The organism is Achromobacter sp. 413638 (assembly GCF_043119405.1).
GTDB lineage: Bacteria > Pseudomonadota > Gammaproteobacteria > Burkholderiales > Burkholderiaceae_B > Achromobacter.
The window spans coordinates 69144-87749 of sequence record NZ_JBICCO010000018.1 but is presented as its reverse complement, the minus strand read 5'-3'; the positions used below and the strand labels follow the sequence as shown (position 1 = coordinate 87749).

The window sequence follows — 18606 nt, the reverse complement described above, 5'->3', positions numbered from 1 at the left end:
CCCCCCCCCCCCCCCCCCCCCCCCCCCCCCCCCCCCCCCCCCCCCCCCCCCCCCCGCGACAGTTCGTCGCGGCACACCGTCCACAAGGCGAATGCCGAGCAGCCGATGGCGATGGCCAGGGACAGCAGGGTCAGGGGAATGTCGTAGCCCATGTCGATGGGCAGGCTGAAGGCCAGCATGCCGACGAAATGCATGGCCCAGATCCCGATGCCCATCGCGAACGCGCCGCCCGACAACCAGTACCGCGCCGCCGGCAGGCCGTTGGCCGCGCGCACGCGGTTCGCCATGCCCAACGCTGTGTACGACGCCAGGACGGCGACCCCTAGGGATACGAGGACGAGCGAAGGGTTATATGTTCCAACGAGCATTTTTGGGGTCCTGTCCTGGGCGCATACCGCCGCCGCGCCGGCCTCAATTCACATCAATTCGTAGTCAACAGTTGCAAATAGCCCGCAGGGCAATCCTTGCTGTCGACGCTGGGGATTCACGTACTCTCTTTCTTTACTTTGGGCGGGGGGCTGCGGCCGGGCAACGAGGGCGACCGGCGAGGCCGGATGTCGCCCGGTCGCGCGGCGAGCGACGGGCACGGCGCAGCAGGGGCCGTTCGGCAGCAACGGGGCGCGTGCCATGCTGGACGCGCGTCCGGGGCTAAGGGATGGGTTATACAGAAAACGGGCTTTCAGAAGCTCACCAATCTTCACTTCGCGCGGCCACGATGCGGCCCAGCTTCGCCCCGCTTGCGCTTGCCCAAGCGCGGCGCGCTCGGCCCCGCGCCATTCGGACGCCCGGCCAGGAGCCTGCGCCATGGCGACAACCGTCAATTCGGCAAGGCCTCACACTATCGGGGCCGCGCGGAGCCGGCTTTGCCGGTCCGCGGCGGCGCCCCCTTGAGGGGGAGCGCGTAGCGCTCGGGGGGACTTCTACACCGCCATCGGCGCCGTGAGCGGCGCGTGGTGCGTATAGCCTTGCAGCGCGAAATCGCCCGGCTCGACCCGCTCCAGCCATTCCGGCTCGTAGCGGCCGGTGGAGGCGAAGTCGGGGATGCGGTCCGACAGCACCAGGCGGGGGGCCTCGAAGGGCGTGCGGCTCAGTTGTTCGCGCAGCATCGGCAAGTGATTCTCGTAGATGTGCGCGTCGCCGATGAAATACGTGAACCAGCGCGGCGTGTAGCCCGTCAGCCGGCCGACCAGGTGCAGCAGCGCCGCGCCCTCGGTCAGGTTGAAGGGCGTGCCCAGGCCGACGTCGTTGGAGCGGATGTACAGGCACAGCGAGATCTCGCGCGTGCTGGCGTTCGGCAGGAACTGATAGAGCAGGTGGCAGGGCGGCAGCGCCATTTCCTCGATCTGGGCCCAGTTCCAGCCGTGGAACAGGATGCGGCGGTCGCCGGGGCGCTCATGGATCGTGTCCAGGCACTGGCGCAGCTGGTCGACGGCCTTGTAGAGCAGCACCTTGGGAGCGCCGCCTTCGTCCAGGTCCGCGACCTTGGCATAGCCGCGCGCCAGGGCGTCGGCGATCTGCGCCGGACGACCGGCGTCGAGCACCTTGTAGGCTGGCCACTGGCGCCATTGGACGCCGTACACCGGACCCAGGTCGTCCGGGCCTTCGCGATAGGGATTGGCCAGCCACTGGGCATTTTCATTGGCATTCTGGTCCCAGACCTTGCAGCCCAGCTCGCGGAACTCGGCCGCGCTGCGCGTGGCGCGCAGGAAGCCCACCAGCTCGCCGATGGCGGACTTGAACGCCAGTTTCTTGGTGGTGACCGCCGGGAAGCCCTGTTGCAGGTCGAAGCGCAGCGAGGCCCCAGGCATGCTCAGGGTGCGTATGCCGGTCCGGTTCTCCTGCCACGAGCCGGTGTCGAGGATGGATTGAACGAGGTCCAGGTATTGTTTCATGGCGGTCCCTGGCGCCATCCTGTCGGGCAGGGCGGCGCATGACGTCCCGCCGCGAGCGCGTCGCGGCGGGACGGTAAAAATAAACGGTGCGGAGGCTGAATTACACCATGCCGGCGGGCAGGGCCACGGCGGGCCTCAGGCGGCCGCGGCTTCCCGGGTGTCGACGATATCGACCGAGAAGGTCAGCTCGGCGGTCTTTTCCAGCATGGCCGAGGCCGAGCAGTATTTCTCGTGCGACAGCTGCACCGCGCGCTCGACCGCGGCGCGGGGCAGGTCGCGGCCGGTCACGGTGAAGGCGAAGTGGATGCGGGTGAAGACCTTGGGATCGGCGTCGGCGCGTTCGGCCTGGAGCTTGACGCTGCAGCCGCTCACGGCGTGCCGGCCGCGCTTGAGGATCAGGACCACGTCATAGGCGGTGCAGCCGCCCGTGCCGGCCAGCAGCATTTCCATGGGGCGGGGCGCCAGATTGTGGCCGCCGCCATCCACGGCGCCGTCCATCACGGCCACGTGGCCGCTGCCGGTGCTGGCGGTGAAGAGCATGCCCGAAGGGCCGCCCCAGTCGATCGTGCATTCCATGTGCGTGTGTCCTTGAGCTTGAGCGCAGTCAATGGCTGATGATACCCGTTGCGTACAATCTCCAGCACGAGAGTCCCGCCCCGCGTAAGGGGCGTTCGACCGGATTTCCAGGAGTTGCTCATGCCCGCTGCCCCCTTCCCGTTGTTTTCGCGTCGTTCCGGCCCGCTGGACGCGCTGCTGGCCGAGGCGGACCGAGCGCTGCGGGTGCTGTCTGGCAACGCCACCGCCGGCCGGCCAAACCCGGCCAGCGCCGAAGAACTGCCCACTGCGCTGTCCGACAAGGAAAAACGCCACGCGGCAGGGCTGATGCGGGTGAACCACGTGGGCGAGGTCTGCGCCCAGGCGCTGTATCGCGGCCAGGCGTCGGTCTGCCGCGAACCCGCCGCTCGTGCCCTGTTGCTGGAAGCGGCGGCCGAAGAGGTCGATCACCTGGTCTGGTGCAATCAGCGCCTGAGCGAACTGGGCAGCCGGCCCAGTCTGTTGAATCCCGTCTGGTATGCAGGCTCCTACGCCCTGGGCGTGGTGGCCAGCTATGCCGGCGTGCCGCGCAACCTGGGTTTCATGGCCGAAACCGAGAGGCAGGTCGAAGCCCACCTCGATGGCCACCTGCAGACCTTGCCGCCGCAGGACGAGCGCTCGCGCCAGATCGTGCGCAAGATGAAGGAAGACGAGGCGCATCACCGCGCCAGCGCGGAAGCCGCTGGCGGCGTGCCGCTGCCCGCGCCGGTGCGCGGCGCCATGCGCGCCATGTCCAAGATCATGACCACGACGGCATACTGGATCTGAGCGGTATCGGATTGCCGCCATGCGCGGCGGCAATCCGAACGGCGTTTGTTGCGGTGCGCAAAAAATGCCGCACATTGGTGCCTGGGCACTGATTTGGTGCAAAATTCGATCGGGGATTACCCGAAATGCACCAGGGTATGCCCGAAAGGGGTTAACCCGTTAAGCAAAAACCCGGCGTTCGGGTAGATCATTGATTCATGCGGGTTTGCGGGGTGCGGGGGCAGGCATTGCTGCAAATACACAACGTCCCACGCTCGTCATCCCAGGCTTAAAAATAATTCTTGCATCGCACAAAAAAGATCGGTACTATGCATCTCATCGGATGTTGAAACGCAGACGGCGCGGTGCAAACCCCGGATGCCAGGTCGAGCGAAAGCCGCTCCCAACATGCCAAGGTTGTCTCCTCCACCCTCCTCCTTTGGTGGATTTAGCCCGAGATCTCACGATCTCGGGCTTTTTTTTATTTCCGCCAGATTTGTCCCCAATTTTAGGGTGAGGACCAGGGCTGACAGCAAAACGTCAGGTCGGAACCTCGCATCGATATTCGCGTTTTCCCTTGGAGATTTCGCATGCGCCGGGGCGGAAAGCTCTACAATTACACGATGATGATTGTGCCGCCGCAATGCCGCGGTTTCGCCGCATCCGTCCGCCCTGGCGGTCGGATCGGACGCGGATGGGTGGCCTGGCGCCGGGTGTTACGTTCTGTCCCGGTGATTTGCACTTCCTTATTGCTGCCATATATGAGCGTTACACCTGCCCCGGATAATGGCGGGCTTGTCTCGATAGACCAACCTGAGGTGACTCTGTGACCTGGCTGTACATCTGCGTGGTCGCGTTCATGGTGGGGGGACTCATCGTGGTGTCGGAGCGCTGGCATGGCGCCTTCACCGGCGACAGCGATCTCAACAAGCCGCAAGCGAACCATTCCCGCGCCACGCCGCGCGTGGGCGGGTTGGCGGTGCTGGCCGGCACGCTGGCGGGCCTGTTGGTGCTGGGTCCGAGCAACATGACGCTGACCTGGCTGTGGCCGGCGCTGTTCGTGGCCGCGTTGCCCGTGTTCGTCGCGGGCCTGCTCGAAGACATCACCAAGGACATCGGCGCCAGCAAGCGCCTGCTGGCGGCGTTCGGTTCCGCCGCCATCGCCTGGTGGCTGCTGGGCGGCGTGAGCCGCGTCGGCATGGCGCCGGTCGACTATGTGCTGTCGTTCTGGCCGGTATCCCTGGTCTTCACCATGTTCGCCGTGGGCGGCTGTACCCATGCGCTGAACATCGTCGACGGCATGAACGGTCTGGCCGGCATGGTCGCCACCCTGATGGCGGTGTCCATCAGCCTGGTGGCCTTGCAGGTGGGCGACATGCCGATCTTCATGATCGCCGCCGCGCTGGCGTCGGCCACGCTGGGCTTCCTGGTCTGGAACTTTCCGTTCGGCCGGGTCTTCCTGGGCGACGGCGGCGCGTACTTCCTGGGCTTCATGCTGGCCGAGCTGGCGGTGCTGCTGGTGGTGCGCAATCCATCGGTGTCGCCGTTCTATGCCCTGGCGGTGCTGTTCTATCCCGTATTCGAAACCGGTTTCTCGATCTGGCGCCGCCGCTTCAAACGCGGCGTGCCGGTGGACCAGCCCGACGCGCTGCACCTGCACCAGCTGGTGTTCCGCCGCCTGGTGCGCGTGACCTTCAGCCGCGGCCGCCGTCATGCGGTGCCGGCGCTGTGCAATGCGCTGGCCTCGCCCTACATGTGGGTGCTGGCCTTGATCGGTCTGGTGCCCGCCACCATCTGGTGGGACAACGCCTGGGCGCTGGGCGCGAGCCTGCTGGTCTTCGCCGGCGTCTACATCTGGCTGTATGCGCGCCTGGTGTCCTGGCGCCGGCCGGGTTGGCTGCTGCTGCCTTCGGTATTGAAAACCCATTGAGGCTTTGAGGTCCCGGACGCGTTTGTCCGGGAAACCCGATTGCTCAACACACTCATTGTTTCACCGTCTTTGAAGTGCCATGTCCTTTTCATGGCCAAGGGAGAGTTATGCTGCGTATTCAGGATGTGAAGCTCGCCGTCGTCGGCCTGGGCTATGTCGGCCTGCCGCTGGCAGTCGAGTTCGGCAAGAAGCGTTCCGTCATCGGCTTCGATATCAACGCGCGCCGCATCGACGCCCTGAAGGCCGGTCACGACCACACGCTGGAAGTCAGCGATGCCGAGCTGGCCGAAGCCGGGCAACTGAGCTACACGGCCGACCGCGCCGAGCTGGGCCAGGCCAACGTCTTCATCGTCACCGTGCCCACGCCGATCGACGAATACAAGCAGCCCGACCTGACGCCGCTGGTCAAGGCCAGTGAGACCATCGGCGCCGTGCTCAAGCGCGGCGACATCGTGATCTACGAATCCACCGTCTATCCCGGCGCCACCGAAGAGGATTGCGTGCCGGTGCTGGAGCGCGTGTCGGGCCTGAAGTTCAACGTGGACTTCTACGCCGGCTACAGCCCCGAGCGCATCAACCCGGGCGACAAGGATCACCGCGTCAGCACGATCAAGAAAGTCACGTCCGGTTCCACCCCTGAAGTGGCTGAACTGGTCGACCAGCTCTACAAGCAGATCATCACCGCCGGCACGCACAAGGCGTCCAGCATCCGCGTGGCCGAGGCCGCCAAGGTCATCGAGAACACCCAGCGCGACGTGAACATCGCGCTGATCAACGAGCTGGCCCTGATCTTCAACAAGATGGGCATCGACACAGAGGCCGTGCTCAAGGCCGCCGGCACCAAGTGGAACTTCCTGCCGTTCCGTCCGGGCCTGGTGGGCGGCCACTGCATCGGCGTGGATCCCTACTACCTGACGCACAAGGCGCAGTCCATCGGCTACCACCCCGAGATCATCCTCGCGGGCCGTCGCCTGAACGACTCCATGGGCGGCTACGTGGTGTCGCAGCTGGTCAAGTCCATGACCAAGCGTCGCATCCATGTGCAAGGCGCGCGCGTGCTGGTGATGGGCCTGACCTTCAAGGAAAACTGCCCGGACCTGCGCAACACCCGCATCGTCGACATCGTCAAGGAACTGGGCGACTACAACGTGGACGTGGATGTGTACGACCCGTGGGTCGATCCGCAGGAAGCCGTGCATGAATACGGCATCACGCCGGTGGCCAAGCCGGAAGCCGGCAAGTATGACGCCGTGATCCTGGCCGTGGCGCATCGCCAGTTCGCCGACATGGGCGCGGCCGAGATCCGCAAGCTGGGCAAGCCCGAGCACATCCTGTACGACCTGAAGTACGTGCTCTCGCCCGCCGAATCCGATCTGCGCCTGTAAGAGGAGATCCTGGCATGAGCACCCGATACGAAAGCATCTCCCAGGACCTGGTGGCCGCGCCGCGCAAGTGGCTGGTGACCGGCTGCGCCGGCTTCATCGGCTCCAACTTGCTGGAAACCTTGTTGAAGCTGGGCCAGACCGTCACCGGCCTGGACAACTTCGCCACCGGCCATCAGCGCAATCTGGACGAAGTGCGCGCCAGCGTGTCGCCCGAACAATGGGCGCGCTTTACGTTCATCGAGGGCGATATCCGTGACCTGGCTGCCTGCCAGCGCGCGGTGCAGGGCGTCGATTTCGTACTGCATCAGGCCGCGCTGGGTTCGGTGCCGCGCTCGCTGAAGGATCCCATCACCACCAACGACGTGAACGTCGGCGGCTTCCTGAACGTGCTGGTGGCCGCGCGCGACGCGCAGGTCAAGTCGTTCGTGTACGCGGCGTCCAGTTCCACCTATGGCGACCATCCCGCGCTGCCCAAGGTGGAAGAGAATATCGGCAATCCGCTGTCGCCGTACGCCGTGACCAAGTATGTCAACGAACTCTATGCGGACGTGTTCGCGCGCTCGTATGGTTTCGAGACGGTCGGCCTGCGTTATTTCAACGTCTTCGGCAAGCGCCAGGATCCGGATGGCGCCTACGCCGCCGTGATCCCGAAGTGGACCGCGGCCATGATCAAGGGCGACGATGTGGTCATCAACGGCGACGGCGAGACCAGCCGGGACTTCTGCTTCGTCGCCAACGCCGTGCAGGCCAACCTGCTGGCCGCGATGGCGCCGCAAGAGGGGCGCAACCAGGTGTACAACGTCGCCGTCAGCGGCCGCAGCACGCTGAACGACCTGTTCGGCTTCCTGGTGCAGGCGCTGGGCCGCCAGGGCGTGGCCTATGCCAAGCCGGCCAAGTATGGCGAATTCCGCGCCGGCGACGTGCGCCATTCGCAGGCCGACGTCAGCAAGGCTGGCCGCCTGCTCGGTTATCAGCCCACGCACACCGTGCTGCAGGGGCTGGACGAGGCAATGCCCTGGTATACGCAATTCCTGCGTTGATTTGAAAGCACTCATCCGCAAACTCGGCAACATCCACCCGGACCACCAGCGTATCTTCAAAGGCGCGTTCCGGGTGGCGGTGTTCCTGCTGCTTGGCAAGGCCGCGGGCGCCGTCAAGGAAATGGCGGTGGCCTACCGCTATGGCGTCAGCGACGCGGTCGATGCCTACCAGTTCACCATGACCATGGCGACCTGGCTGCCGGTCACCATCGTGGGCGTGCTGTCGGTGGTGCTGATACCCGTGCTGGTGCGCCTGCGCCGCGCAGAGCGCGCTGAGCGGGATGATTTCATCCGTGAACTGCAGGGCTGGGTACTGGCCGCCGGGATCGCGCTCGCGCTGCTGACCTGGCTGGCCTGGCCTTATGCGCTGGATTGGCTGGGTGGCGGGCTGTCGCCGCAGGTGCGCGCCATGACAGGCGATCTGCTGGTGGCGTTCGCGCCGGTCTCGGCATTGCTGCTGGTGGCCGGCATCAGCGCCGCGCGCCTGCGCGCCCATGAGCGGCACGTCAACACGCTGCTGGACAGCGTGCCCGCCGTCGCCACGCTGGCATGGGTCATGCTGGCGGTCAGCGCCGATGGCGTCGGCCCGCTGCTGTGGGGCACTCTCGTTGGCTACGCCATCCAGACGGTCTGGCTCGCCTGGCTGGCCGCGCGGGCCGATACCGGATTCTGGGGGGCGCCACGCGTTACCTTGCGCTCGCCGCACTGGCCGGAATTGATGGGCGCCGCCGGCGTGATGCTGATCGGCCAGGTGGCGATGAGCTTTGTCGGCCCGCTGGACCAGTATGCCGCCGCCAATCTGGGGGCCAACGCCAACGCGACGCTGGGCTACGCCAGCCGGTTGCTGTCCTTGATCCTGGGCATCGGCGCGGTGTCGGTCGGTCGTGCCGCGCTGCCGGTGCTTGCAGACGTGCAGAGTCGCGGCGATACCGCGCGTGCGCGGTCCATGGCATTGAAGTGGTCGCTGCTGATGGTGCTGGCCGGCGCCGGCGCGGTGGCATTGGGCTGGCTGCTGGCGCCCTGGGGCGTTTCGGTGCTGTTCCAGCGCGGCGCCTTTACGGCGGAGAATACCCAGGCCGTGGCGCAGGTGCTGCGCTGGGGGCTGCTGCAACTGCCGTTCTATTTTGGCGTGCTGATCCTGGTGCAGTTGCTGGCGAGCCAGAACCGCTATCGCCTCATGTCCGGCATTGCCGTCGCCAACTTTGCGCTGAAGGCGGCGCTGAACGCCGTGCTGGCGCCTCGCATGGGCGCGGCCGGCATCATGCTGGCGACCAGCCTGATGTACCTGCTGTCCTTTGCCTGCTATCTGGCCGTGGCCTTGCGCCGCGCCGAACCCGAAAAGGCCGACTGAATGCCCGCCCTTCAAAGCGCCTCCCGCCCGCAGCGCGTGCTGCTGTTCATTCATTCGTTGCACGGCGGCGGCGCCGAGCGGGTGGCCGTGGACCTGAGCGCGCATTGGGCGCGGGCAGGGCGCGACGTCATGGTCGTGACCCAGGCCGGCAAGGAAGACGACGCTTATGCGCTGGATCCCAAGGTGAGCAGGGCGGTGCTCAACACCGTGGGCGAGGGCGGCGGTTTGCGGGGCATCTGGAGCAATGTGCGGCGCGTGCGCGCGCTGCGCCGCGTGATACGTGAATTCCGTCCCGATATCGTCCTGGGCATGATGACCACGGCATCCGTGCTGTCGGTGATCGCCGGCGCCGGTCTCGGGTGCCGCGTCATCGCCACCGAGCACACGCATCCGCCGTCGCAGGCCATGTCTGGCTTCTGGCAGCGTCTTCGCCGCTGGACCTATCCGAAGGCCGCGCGCGTGGTGGCGCTGACAAGCGGCACCGCAGCCTGGATCGAAACGCACGTGCCCGGCTCACGGCTGGCAGTGATCCCCAACCCGGTGCATTGGCCGTTGCCGCAGGCCGAGCCGCGCAAGTACCCCGAGCCCAGGCCTGGACGCCGCCGCCTGCTGGCGGTGGGGCGGCTGCACCAGGACAAGGGCTTTGATCTGTTGATCCAGGCTTTCGAGCAGCTGGCGTCCGCGCATCCCGACTGGGATCTGGTTATCCTGGGCGAGGGCGGCGAACGCGCCGCGCTGGAAGCACAACTGCGCCAGTCCGGGATGCAGGACCGAGTGTGGATGCCCGGCCGCGTCGGCAATGTGGGCGATTGGTACGCGAGCGCGGATCTCTACGTCCTGACATCGCGGTTCGAGGGCTTGTCGAATACGCTGCTCGAATCCATGGCCAGCGGCCTGGCCGCCGTTTGTTTCGATTGCGATACAGGGCCGCGCGAGGTCGTGCGCGATGGCGTCGATGGCGTGCTGGTGCGGCCCAACGGCGACGTGCCTGCGTTGTGCGCGGCGCTGGACGCGGTCATGGGCGATGACGCGATGCGTGCGCGCATGGCGGCCGCCGCGACCGATGTGCGCGACCGTTTTTCGGCCAACCGGGTGTTGGCCCGCTGGGAAGAACTTTTTGACGGCGTGACGCGGGCGGGCCGTTAGGCCGCCACGCAGCGCCGTCGCGATATGGTGACCACGAGAACCTGATCATGTGCGGAATAGTCGGAATTTGGGGCCCCTTGGCGGACAAGTCGCAGGTGCTGGCGGAAAGCTGCCGCCGCATCCGCCACCGCGGACCCGACAGCAATGGCTTCTGGGAGGATGCTGGCGCCGAGCTGGCGCTGGCGCACGTGCGCCTGGCCATCCAGGACCTGACGGAAGCCGGCCACCAGCCCATGGTGTCGGCCTGCGGACGCTACGTGATGGTCTTCAACGGCGAGATCTACAACCACCTGGACATGCGCAAGCAGCTCGAGCAGTCGGCGCTGGCGCCGTCGTGGCGCGGGCACTCCGACACCGAGACCTTGCTGGCCGGCTTTTCGGCGCTGGGCATCGAGGCCACGCTGCAGGCGGCGGTCGGCATGTTCGCCATCGCGCTGTGGGATCGTGCCGCGCGCAAGCTGGTGCTGGCGCGCGACCGCATGGGCGAAAAGCCGCTGTACTACGGCTATTCGGGCGCGGACCTGGTGTTCGCGTCGGAACTGAAGGGGCTGACGCCGGTGCCGGGATTCGGCCAGGAGCTGAACCGCAACGCGCTGGCGTCGTACATGCGGCACAACTACATTCCGGCGCCGCAATCGATCTACGCGGGCATCGCTAAGCTGCCGCCCGGCACCTGGATCGAGTTCACCGCCGACGACACCCGCAGCCGCCGCATGCCGGAGCCGCGCGTGTACTGGTCGGCGCGCGACGCCGCCGACACCGCCGCGCGCTCGCTGCTGGCGTTCGAGTCCGACGCGCAGGCCGTCGATGCGCTGGAGGGCGTGCTCTCCAAGGCTGTCGGCGGGCAGATGCTGTCCGATGTCAGCCTGGGCGCCTTCCTGTCGGGCGGCATCGATTCGTCCACCATCGTCGCGCTGATGCAGGCGCAGAGCGCCCAGCCCGTGCGCACCTTCGCCATCGGCTTTCACGAAAAGGGCTACGACGAGGCGCAGCACGCCAAGGCTGTCGCCACCCACCTGGGCACCGACCATACCGAGCTGTATGTCACCGCCGAGGATGCGCTGGCGGTGGTGCCGACGCTGGCGGACATGTATGACGAACCGTTTGCCGATTCCTCGCAGATTCCGACGTCGCTGGTGACGAAGATGGCACGCCAGCACGTGACCGTGGCGCTGTCCGGCGACGGCGGCGACGAGCTGTTCGGCGGCTATTCGCGCTATTTCCGTGTCAACAACTGGTGGCAGAAATGCGAGCGCATGCCCGCTTTCCTGCGCCATCCGGCCGGCGCCCTGTTGAGCGCGTCCACGCATTTGCCCGGCAAGGGCGCGTGGCGCGGCAAGGTCGGCAAGCTGGGCGAGTTGCTGCGCGCCGATACGCGTGGCGAGTTCTACCGCCTGTTCGTGTCCTATTGGTCGGATCCGGGCCGCGTGGTCAAGGGCGGCGTCGAGCCCGAGTCCGAGTTCGCGCGCGCCATGCAGGGATCGACCTTCGAGTCCATGATGAAGCTGGACACGGTCACCTACCTGCCCGACGACATCCTGGTCAAGGTGGACCGCGCGGCCATGGCGGTCAGTCTGGAAACCCGCGTGCCGCTGATCGATCACCGCGTCTACGAATTCGCCTGGAGCCTGCCGCACCAGTACAAGGTGCGCGGCGGCACCGGCAAGTGGCTGCTGCGCCAGGTGCTGCACCGCCATGTCCCTCAAGCGCTGGTGGACCGTCCCAAGCGCGGTTTCGCCGTGCCGCTGGCCGCCTGGTTGCGCGGACCGCTGCGCGACTGGGCCGAGGCGCTGCTGGATCCGGCGCGGCTGCGCCAGGAAGGCTGGTTCGAGCCCGAACCGATTCTGCGCAAGTGGCGCGAGCATGTGTCCGGCCACCGCAACTGGGACAGCCATCTGTGGGGCGTGCTGATGATGCAGGCCTGGCTCGACCGCTATCGCGGCGCCGCGCGAGGGGCATGAGGCCCATGAAGATACTGATGCTGGTCAGCTCCATGCACGCGGGTGGCGCCGAGCGCGTCGCCGCGACGCTGGTCAATGCCTGGGCCGAGCGTGGCGACGAGGTCACGCTCACGCCCACGTACTCGTCCAAGGGCAGTTGCTTCTATCCGCTGTCGGACAAGGTGCGGCTGGCCTGGCTGGCCGACCTGGCGGGCACGCGCGCGTCGGGCGCGGTCGCCGCGTTCAAGCGCCTGCTGACGCTGCGCCGGCATGTGCGTGATACCCGGCCCGATGTGGTCGTGTCCTTCCTGACCAATGTCAACGTCGCCGCCATCCTGGCGACGCGCGGGCTGCGCGCGCCGCTGATCGTCTGCGAGCGCACCAATCCCACCGTTGACACCACCACCGGGCAGGTATGGCGCCGCTTGCGGCGCCTGTTGTACCCGCGCGCCGATATGGTGACCGTGCAGGCAGAGGCCACCGCCGGACCGTTCGCCAGGCAGGTGCCAGGCATCAAGCGGCTGGCGGTGATTCCCAATCCCTTGCCTGCGCCCCTGCTCGACGCGCCGCTGGTCGCGCAGCGCGACGACGGTCCGCGCGAGCTGTTGGCGATGGGGCGGCTGGTGCCGGACAAGCAGTTCGATCTGCTGATCGACGTCTATGCCGAACTGGCGCCGCGCTTTCCCGATTGGAACCTGCGCATCTGGGGCGAAGGGCCGCAACGCGCCGCGCTGGAAAGCCAGGTCGCGCGCCTGGGGCTGCAAGAGCGGATCAGCCTGCCGGGACGCACGGAGACGCCCTGGGAGGCCCTGGCGCAGGGGCAGGCCTTCGTGCTCAGCTCGGCGGTGGAGGGATTTCCGAACGTGCTGCTCGAAGCGATGGCGCTGGGCCTGCCCAGCGTGGCGTTCGACTGCCCCAGCGGTCCGCGCGAAATGACGCGTGATGGCCAGGATGCGCTGCTGGTGCCGGCAGGCGAGCGCGGCGCCTTGCGCGACGCGCTGCGGCGCCTGCTGGAAGACCAGGCGCTGCGCACGCAGCTGGGCGCGCGTGGCGCGCAGGCCGTGCGCCAGCGCTATGCCCTGGCCAGCGTGCTGTCCGAATGGGATGCGCTGTTCGACGCGGTGCGGGGAGCGCGGCCATGAGCGCCCGGCCGCTGCGTGTGTTGCACGTGATCACGGGCCTGGGGCAGGGCGGCGCCGAGTCGGTGCTGTTCCGTCTGGCCACCCATGCCGACGAGCCGGTGGAGCATGTGGTCGTCTCCCTGACCGATGAGGGCATCTACGGCGAGCGCCTGCGCGCCGCCGGCATCGAGGTCCATGCGCTGGGCATGCCGCGCGGCCGCGTCAGCCTGGGCGGGTTCCTGGCCCTGCGGCGCCTGATCGCCGGCAAGCGGCCCGACGCGGTGCAGACCTGGATGTATCACGCCGACCTGATCGGCGGCCTGGCCGCGCGTCTGGCCGGCGTGCGCGCGATCGCCTGGGGCATACGCAATTCCGGCGCGCATCTGGAACGCAGCAGCCGGTCGGCGCGGATGGTGCTGCGCGCCTGCGCCTTCCTGTCGCGCCGGGTGCCGCGCGCCATCGTGTGCGCGGCGCAGGATGCGGCCGAGCGCCATGCCGCGAAGGGCTATCGGCGCGATCGCATGACGGTGATCTCCAACGGTTATGACCTGTCGCGCTACGCGCCCGACGCGCAGGCCGGAGCGCGTATGCGGCAGCACTGGAATGTGCCGGCGGACGCGCCGCTGATCGGCTGCGTGGCGCGCTGGGATCCGCTCAAGGACCACGCCAACCTGCTGCGCGCGGTGGCCGCGCTGGTGCGCGACGGCCGCGATGCGGGCCTGCGCTGCGTGCTGGTGGGGCGCGGCATGACCGGCGAGAACGCCGAGCTGGCCGCTTTGATCGAACGGCTGGGCCTGGCCGAGCGTATCGTGCTGGCCGGCCCCAGCGACGATGTGCCGGCGGTGATGAACGGCCTGGACGTGCACGTGCTGTCCAGTTGCGCGGAAGGCTTTCCCAACGTGGTGGCCGAAGCCATGGCCTGCTCCGCCTATTGCGTGGTGACGGACGTGGGCGACGCCGCCTTCATCGTCGGCGAGACGGGCATCGTGGTGCCGCCCGAGCAGCCCGAGGCCCTGGCGCGCGGCATCGAGGCCGGGCTGGGCGAGGTGGCCGCGCGCGGCGGCCGTCGGGCCGGCGAGGCGGGGCGCGCGCGGGTGCTGGCCAATTTCAGCCTCGCGCGCATGGTCGAGCAATACATCGCGGTGTGGCGCCGCATTTCTGGAGATCAGGCATGAGCGCCGGACGTCGCTTGCTGTTCGTGGTCAACAATCCGGCGTTCTTCATGTCGCATCGCCTGCCCGTGGCCCTGGCCGCGCAGCGCGCCGGCTATGACGTGCACGTGGCCACCATGGACGGGCCGGCCGTGGCCGATATCCAGGCCCTGGGCATGACGCACCACGCCATTCCCATGACGCGCAGCGGCAAGCATCCGTTGCAGGAGCTGGGCACCCTGCTGGCGCTGATCCGTCTGTTCCGCCGCCTGCGGCCGCAGGTGGTGCATCTGGTGACGATCAAGCCGGTGCTGTATGGCGGCATCGCCGCGCGCATCGCCCGGGTGCCGGGCATGGTCGCGGCGATTTCCGGCCTGGGGTTCGTGTTCCTGTCGAACTCGTTGAAGATGCGGCTCGTGCGCGCCGTGGTGGCGCGCCTGTACCGGATCGCGCTGGGGCATGGCAACAGCCGGGTGATTTTCCAGAACGCGAGCGACCGGGATCTGTTGAAGTCCCTGGGAGCCGTGCGCGACGAACAGGTCGTGATGATCCGCGGGGCCGGGGTCGATCTGGCTGAGTACCGGGCATCGCCCGAGCCCCCCGAGCCGCCGGTCGTCGTCACCATGGTGGCGCGCCTGCTGCGCGACAAGGGCGTGAATGAATTCGTGGAAGCGGCGCGGCTGCTGCGCGCGCGCGGCGTGCCTGTGTCCATGCGCCTGGTGGGCGGCGTGGACGCGGGCAATCCCGCCTCGGCGACCCCGCAGGATGTCGAGGCGTGGCAGACGGAGGGCTGTGTCCAGGCCCTGGGCGAACGCAGCGACGTGCCGGCGCTTTACGCCGCCTCGCATGTCGCGGTGCTGCCGTCCTATCGCGAGGGGCTGCCGAAGTCGCTGATCGAGGCGGCGGCCTGCGGACGGGCCGTGGTCACGACCGACGTGCCTGGCTGCCGCGATGCGATCGAACCGGGCAAGACTGGTCTGCTTGTGCCGGTGCGCGACGCCGGCGCGCTGGCGGACGCAATCGCCAGGCTGGCGGCCGATCCGGCGCTGCGCCACGCGATGGGCGCGGCGGGACGCGCCCTGGCCGAGCGCGAATTCAATATCGAGCGCGTGGCGCGCATACACGTCGATCTATACGACGCATTGAGCGCTTGATGAAGGGCCGGGCACGTTGCGCGCCCGGCTATGTGCAGCGGCGGGTCAGGAGTGCCGCGCGATCGCGTCGATCCAGTAGCGGGTGGAGGGGTCCTGCTGCTCGGCCTGGGGCGACGGCGCGTCCAGTTCGCGGATGATGCCGCGAGCCAGCGCCTTGCCGAATTCCACGCCCCATTGGTCGAAGGGATTGATGCCCCAGATCACGCCCTGCGAGAACACCTTGTGCTCGTAGAGCGCCAGCAGCGCCCCCAGCGTATAGGCTTCCAGGCGCGGCAACACGATCAGCGAGGAAGGCCGGCCGCCGGGATGCACCAGGTGCATCGCCAGGATGCGGGCGCGGCCGGGGTCGCTTTCCTTGGTCGAGGTCTCGGCCAGCGCTTCCTCGAAGGTCTTGCCGCGCAGCAGCGCCGAACGCTGCGCCAGGCAGTTGGCGATCAGCAGTTCGTGATTGCGCGCATAGGCGTGATCTGGCTGCTCGCACAGGATGAAATCCACCGGCGCGCCGGCGGCGTCCTGGTGCAGCCATTGGAAGAATGTATGCTGGCAGTCCGTGCCCGGCATGCCCCAGACAGCAGGCCCGGTCGGCATGCCGACGGGACTGCCGTCGGCCGTGGCGACCTTGCCCAGCGATTCCATTTCCAGCTGCTGCGCCCAGGGCACCAGATGGTGCAGGCGCGAGTCGTAGGGCGAGATGACCAGCGAGTCATAACCCAGCACGTTGCGGTTCACCACGCCGGCGAGCGCCAGCTGCAGTGGCGCGTTCTCGGTGGCGGGCGCGTTGCGGAAATGTTCGTCCATGGCCGCCGCGCCTGCCAGCAGCTGGTCGAAGGTGTCATTGCCCAGCGCCAGCGCCACGGGCAGGCCGATGGCCGACCACAGTGAATAGCGGCCGCCCACCCAGTCCCAGATCTGGAAGATATGGTCGGGAGAAATGCCCAGGTTCAACGCCGCCTCGACGTTGGCGGTGATGGCCACGACCTGCTTGATCGGGTCGGCCACGCCCGCGTCCCGCAGCCAGTTCATGGCGACTTCGGCATTCGCCAGCGGTTCGGTGGTGGTGAAGGACTTGGAGGCGACGATCACCAGCGTGTCGTGCGGATCCAGCCGGCTCATGGCGTCGGCGACGGAGTGTGAGTCCACGTTCGAGGCGAAGCGCACCTCGCGCCGAGCGCCTCCGTGACGCAGCGCGCGTGTGATCAGCCTTGGGCCCCAATCGCTGCCGCCGATGCCCAGGTGCAGCACGCTGGAATAGCGGCCAGCGGCGTCGGCGTCGCGCACGAACTGGCGCACGCGATCTCGTTCGGACTGCACGGCGTGCGCGACCATCGCGGGCGGAACGCCGGCGCGCAGCGCTGTGTGCCAGGCGGGGCGTCGTTCTGTCCAGTTGGCGTTGCCCCCGTCGAACAGCCGCGCGCGCGCCTCCTCGAAGTCCTGCTGCCGCAGCAGGGCGTCGGCCGCTTGCGCCAGTTCGGATGATTGGGCCTGGGCGCTGAGGTCCAGTCGCAATCCGGGAGCATCGATGACTCGCAGTCGCTCTCCGCTGCGCGAGGCGCTGCGGGCGGCTGCGGCGAAGGTCTTCCAGGCGGGGCTGTCGGGCAGTGACATGGGGCTGATTCTAGAATGGCAGGACGGCTTCTGGCGCCAGTTTGGCCAGTTCGCGTCGGAAATCGGCTTGGATGCGGGCCAGCGCCTCGGCGCTCTGCGCCTCGAAACGCAGCACCACCACTGGCGTGGTATTCGACGGGCGCGCCAGCCCGAAACCGTCCGGATACTCGGCGCGCACGCCGTCGATGGTGACGACCCGGCTTGCGCCAGGGAACTGGCCGTGGTCCTGCAGTGCGCACACCAGCGTGAACGGCTGGCCTTCCTCCATCTCCAGCTTCAGTTCCGGGGTGGACACATCTTGCGGCAGGGCTTCGAGCGGCGCGCAGGCGTCGGCGTGGCGCGACACGATTTCCAGCAGGCGCGCGCCGGTGTACAGGCCGTCGTCGAAGCCGTACCAGCGTTCCTTGAAGAAGATGTGGCCGCTCATCTCGCCGGCCAGCGGCGCGCCGGTTTCCGCGAGCTTGGCCTTGACCAGGGAATGGCCGGTCTTCCACATCATCGGCTGGCCGCCGGCGGCCTGTACCGACAGGCCCACATGCCGGCTGCATTTCACGTCGTAGATGATGGTGGCGCCGGGATTGCGGTCCAGCACGTCGCGCGCGAACAGCACCAGCTGGCGGTCGGGCCAGATGATCTGGCCGGACTTCGTGACCACGCCCAGCCGGTCGCCGTCGCCGTCGAAGGCCAGGCCCAGTTCACAGTCGGTATTGGCCACGCAGTCGATCAGGTCGCGCAGGTTCTTGGGTTCGGCAGGATCGGGATGGTGATTGGGAAAGGTGCCGTCCACCTCGCAGAACAGCTCGGTCACTTCGCAGCCGAGTGCGCGGAACAGCTGCGGCGCCACGGCGCCAGCCACGCCATTGCCGCAGTCGATGGCGATCTTCATGGGGCGGGCGAGTTTCACGCCGCTGGCCACGCGCGCGACATAGGCCTGCACCAGGTCCAGTTGCCGGCGCGTGCCGGGATGCGCGGCGACGGGCGCCGCGCCGCCGTTCATGACGCGCGCTAGTTCCTGCACGTCCTCGCCATACAGGGCGCGGCCGCCCATCATCATCTTGAAGCCGTTGTACTTGGGCGGGTTGTGGCTGCCGGTGATAGCCACGCCCGAACCGGTCTGCATGGTGTGCGCGGCGAAATACACCAGCGGCGTGGGCACCTGGCCGATATCGAGCGTATCGATGCCTTGTTCCAGCATGCCTTCCTGCAGCGCCGTCGACAGCATTTCGCTGCTGAGCCGGCCGTCGCGACCCACGACCAACGTCTGGATGCCGGCCTCGCGGGCGCGTACCGCCAGCGCCGCGCCCAGCGCGCGGGCGAAGCCAGCGTCGATCAGGTCGGGCACGGTGCCGCGGATGTCGTAGGCCTTGAATACCGAAGCGGGGAATGGCGTGGTGGCGCCCATGCGGAATCCTTTGGCGGCGGGAAGGCCTAGGGGAAATCCCTGGCTTCGATGCCGCAAAATCAATATGGTGTGTAAAAAAGGGATTATCGCGCAATTCTGGGGGGCGGCATGCCCGCTGCGTTCACAGCAGGCCGGGGCCTGGAGATCG

At 67.7% G+C, this 18606-nt stretch carries 15 protein-coding genes; 10 read left to right on the top strand and 5 right to left on the bottom strand.

Going from position 1 to position 18606, the window contains the following annotated elements; translation table 11 throughout:
* From ACEU5R_RS10200 to ACEU5R_RS10190, 3 genes are all read right to left on the bottom strand, one after another.
* Nucleotides 1–368, bottom strand: a 368-nt coding sequence (locus ACEU5R_RS10200; RefSeq protein ID WP_392410052.1) for an MHYT domain-containing protein, incomplete at its 3' end; no start/stop codon positions are given.
* A 552-nt stretch (nucleotides 369–920) separates the two neighbouring features.
* On the bottom strand, nucleotides 921–1892 hold the full coding sequence (locus tag ACEU5R_RS10195) for a thymidylate synthase (RefSeq protein ID WP_392410051.1): 972 nt from the start codon (nucleotides 1890–1892) through the stop codon (nucleotides 921–923).
* A 135-nt stretch (nucleotides 1893–2027) separates the two neighbouring features.
* Complete coding sequence (locus tag ACEU5R_RS10190) at nucleotides 2028–2468, bottom strand: OsmC family protein (RefSeq protein ID WP_103271101.1); 441 nt, start codon at nucleotides 2466–2468, stop codon at nucleotides 2028–2030.
* Nucleotides 2469–2588: 120 nt separating this feature from the next.
* Between ACEU5R_RS10190 and coq7 the strand changes: the two genes are divergently transcribed.
* From coq7 to ACEU5R_RS10140, 10 genes are all read left to right on the top strand, one after another.
* Nucleotides 2589–3254 (top strand): 2-polyprenyl-3-methyl-6-methoxy-1,4-benzoquinone monooxygenase, encoded by a 666-nt coding sequence (gene coq7 / locus ACEU5R_RS10185; protein ID WP_392410050.1) that lies wholly within the window; start codon nucleotides 2589–2591, stop codon nucleotides 3252–3254.
* 805 nt (nucleotides 3255–4059) lie between these two features.
* Nucleotides 4060–5163, top strand: a complete 1104-nt coding sequence (locus ACEU5R_RS10180) for a glycosyltransferase (protein WP_103271099.1) — start codon at nucleotides 4060–4062, stop codon at nucleotides 5161–5163.
* A 107-nt stretch (nucleotides 5164–5270) separates the two neighbouring features.
* Nucleotides 5271–6548 carry a Vi polysaccharide biosynthesis UDP-N-acetylglucosamine C-6 dehydrogenase TviB gene (tviB, locus tag ACEU5R_RS10175; RefSeq protein WP_392410049.1) on the top strand — a complete coding sequence of 426 codons (1278 nt, stop codon included), beginning with the start codon at nucleotides 5271–5273 and terminating at the stop codon, nucleotides 6546–6548.
* Between the two features lie 14 nt (nucleotides 6549–6562).
* Entirely contained in the window at nucleotides 6563–7588 is a 1026-nt protein-coding gene (locus ACEU5R_RS10170) for an SDR family oxidoreductase (RefSeq protein ID WP_103271097.1), read from the top strand.
* A 1-nt stretch (nucleotide 7589) separates the two neighbouring features.
* Nucleotides 7590–8939 (top strand): murein biosynthesis integral membrane protein MurJ, encoded by a 1350-nt coding sequence (murJ, locus tag ACEU5R_RS10165; RefSeq protein ID WP_392410048.1) that lies wholly within the window; start codon nucleotides 7590–7592, stop codon nucleotides 8937–8939.
* Entirely contained in the window at nucleotides 8940–10085 is a 1146-nt protein-coding gene (locus ACEU5R_RS10160; RefSeq protein ID WP_392410047.1) for a glycosyltransferase family 4 protein, read from the top strand.
* Nucleotides 10086–10132: 47 nt separating this feature from the next.
* On the top strand, nucleotides 10133–12046 hold the full coding sequence (gene asnB / locus ACEU5R_RS10155) for an asparagine synthase (glutamine-hydrolyzing) (RefSeq protein ID WP_103271094.1): 1914 nt from the start codon (nucleotides 10133–10135) through the stop codon (nucleotides 12044–12046).
* A 5-nt stretch (nucleotides 12047–12051) separates the two neighbouring features.
* Nucleotides 12052–13167 (top strand): glycosyltransferase family 4 protein, encoded by a 1116-nt coding sequence (locus ACEU5R_RS10150; protein ID WP_392410046.1) that lies wholly within the window; start codon nucleotides 12052–12054, stop codon nucleotides 13165–13167.
* Complete coding sequence (locus ACEU5R_RS10145) at nucleotides 13164–14321, top strand: glycosyltransferase family 4 protein (protein ID WP_392410045.1); 1158 nt, start codon at nucleotides 13164–13166, stop codon at nucleotides 14319–14321. Before ACEU5R_RS10150 ends, ACEU5R_RS10145 begins: the two co-directional genes overlap by 4 nt.
* Nucleotides 14318–15451: a glycosyltransferase family 4 protein gene (locus ACEU5R_RS10140; RefSeq protein ID WP_392410044.1), complete on the top strand. Its 1134-nt coding sequence runs from the start codon at nucleotides 14318–14320 to the stop codon at nucleotides 15449–15451. The genes ACEU5R_RS10145 and ACEU5R_RS10140 overlap by 4 nt, the downstream gene beginning before the upstream one ends.
* Before the next feature lie 45 nt (nucleotides 15452–15496).
* On the opposite strand, the gene pgi is transcribed toward ACEU5R_RS10140, so the two are convergent.
* Together pgi and ACEU5R_RS10130 are read right to left on the bottom strand one after the other, a co-directional pair.
* Entirely contained in the window at nucleotides 15497–17056 is a 1560-nt protein-coding gene (gene pgi / locus ACEU5R_RS10135; RefSeq protein ID WP_392410043.1) for a glucose-6-phosphate isomerase, read from the bottom strand.
* Between the two features lie 10 nt (nucleotides 17057–17066).
* On the bottom strand, nucleotides 17067–18458 hold the full coding sequence (locus tag ACEU5R_RS10130) for a phosphomannomutase/phosphoglucomutase (RefSeq protein ID WP_392410042.1): 1392 nt from the start codon (nucleotides 18456–18458) through the stop codon (nucleotides 17067–17069).
* Between the last annotated feature and the right edge of the window lie 148 nt (nucleotides 18459–18606).

Excerpts from the sequence above, each read along its gene's own strand:
- ACEU5R_RS10195 (WP_392410051.1), bottom strand. The coding sequence starts at position 1,892 with ATGAAACAATACCTGGACCTCGTTCAATCCATCCTCGACACCGGCTCG.
- ACEU5R_RS10190 (WP_103271101.1), bottom strand. The coding sequence starts at position 2,468 with ATGGAATGCACGATCGACTGGGGCGGCCCTTCGGGCATGCTCTTCACC.
- coq7 (WP_392410050.1), top strand. The coding sequence starts at position 2,589 with ATGCCCGCTGCCCCCTTCCCGTTGTTTTCGCGTCGTTCCGGCCCGCTG.
- tviB (WP_392410049.1), top strand. The coding sequence starts at position 5,271 with ATGCTGCGTATTCAGGATGTGAAGCTCGCCGTCGTCGGCCTGGGCTAT.
- ACEU5R_RS10170 (WP_103271097.1), top strand. The coding sequence starts at position 6,563 with ATGAGCACCCGATACGAAAGCATCTCCCAGGACCTGGTGGCCGCGCCG.
- ACEU5R_RS10160 (WP_392410047.1), top strand. The coding sequence starts at position 8,940 with ATGCCCGCCCTTCAAAGCGCCTCCCGCCCGCAGCGCGTGCTGCTGTTC.
- asnB (WP_103271094.1), top strand. The coding sequence starts at position 10,133 with ATGTGCGGAATAGTCGGAATTTGGGGCCCCTTGGCGGACAAGTCGCAG.
- ACEU5R_RS10150 (WP_392410046.1), top strand. The coding sequence starts at position 12,052 with ATGAAGATACTGATGCTGGTCAGCTCCATGCACGCGGGTGGCGCCGAG.
- ACEU5R_RS10145 (WP_392410045.1), top strand. The coding sequence starts at position 13,164 with ATGAGCGCCCGGCCGCTGCGTGTGTTGCACGTGATCACGGGCCTGGGG.
- ACEU5R_RS10140 (WP_392410044.1), top strand. The coding sequence starts at position 14,318 with ATGAGCGCCGGACGTCGCTTGCTGTTCGTGGTCAACAATCCGGCGTTC.
- pgi (WP_392410043.1), bottom strand. The coding sequence starts at position 17,056 with ATGTCACTGCCCGACAGCCCCGCCTGGAAGACCTTCGCCGCAGCCGCC.
- ACEU5R_RS10130 (WP_392410042.1), bottom strand. The coding sequence starts at position 18,458 with ATGGGCGCCACCACGCCATTCCCCGCTTCGGTATTCAAGGCCTACGAC.